This is a genomic window from Enterobacter sp. 148H3, from assembly GCF_034107425.1.
GTDB lineage: Bacteria > Pseudomonadota > Gammaproteobacteria > Enterobacterales > Enterobacteriaceae > Enterobacter > Enterobacter vonholyi.
Map to the genome: position 1 here is coordinate 1 of NZ_JAWNEI010000049.1, position 1,025 is coordinate 1,025.

Annotated in this window: 1 rRNA gene; it reads right to left on the reverse strand. The window is 52.8% G+C overall.

Features of this window, described 5'->3' with window-relative positions:
* Nucleotides 1-1,025: ribosomal RNA gene (locus USH94_RS22455) — 23S ribosomal RNA — on the reverse strand; the annotation flags it as partial.

A 1,025-nucleotide genomic window follows, 5' to 3' on the forward strand; every position in this document is an offset into this window, starting at 1 on the left:
GTCGCTGCCGCAGCTTCGGTGCATGGTTTAGCCCCGTTACATCTTCCGCGCAGGCCGACTCGACCAGTGAGCTATTACGCTTTCTTTAAATGATGGCTGCTTCTAAGCCAACATCCTGGCTGTCTGTGCCTTCCCACATCGTTTCCCACTTAACCATGACTTTGGGACCTTAGCTGGCGGTCTGGGTTGTTTCCCTCTTCACGACGGACGTTAGCACCCGCCGTGTGTCTCCCGTGATAACATTCTTCGGTATTCGTAGTTTGCATCGGGTTGGTAAGCCGGGATGGCCCCCTAGCCGAAACAGTGCTCTACCCCCGAAGATGAGTTCACGAGGCGCTACCTAAATAGCTTTCGGGGAGAACCAGCTATCTCCCGGTTTGATTGGCCTTTCACCCCCAGCCACAAGTCATCCGCTAATTTTTCAACATTAGTCGGTTCGGTCCTCCAGTTAGTGTTACCCAACCTTCAACCTGCCCATGGCTAGATCACCGGGTTTCGGGTCTATACCCTGCAACTTAACGCCCAGTTAAGACTCGGTTTCCCTTCGGCTCCCCTATACGGTTAACCTTGCTACAGAATATAAGTCGCTGACCCATTATACAAAAGGTACGCAGTCACACCACGAAGGTGCTCCCACTGCTTGTACGTACACGGTTTCAGGTTCTTTTTCACTCCCCTCGCCGGGGTTCTTTTCGCCTTTCCCTCACGGTACTGGTTCACTATCGGTCAGTCAGGAGTATTTAGCCTTGGAGGATGGTCCCCCCATATTCAGACAGGATACCACGTGTCCCGCCCTACTCTTCGAGTTCACAACCTGTGTGCTTTCGTGTACGGGACTGTCACCCTGTACCGTGCGACTTTCCAGACGCTTCCACTAACACACAAGCTGATTCAGACTCTGGGCTGCTCCCCGTTCGCTCGCCGCTACTGGGGGAATCTCGGTTGATTTCTTTTCCTCGGGGTACTTAGATGTTTCAGTTCCCCCGGTTCGCCTCGTTAACCTATGTATTCAGTTAACGATAGTG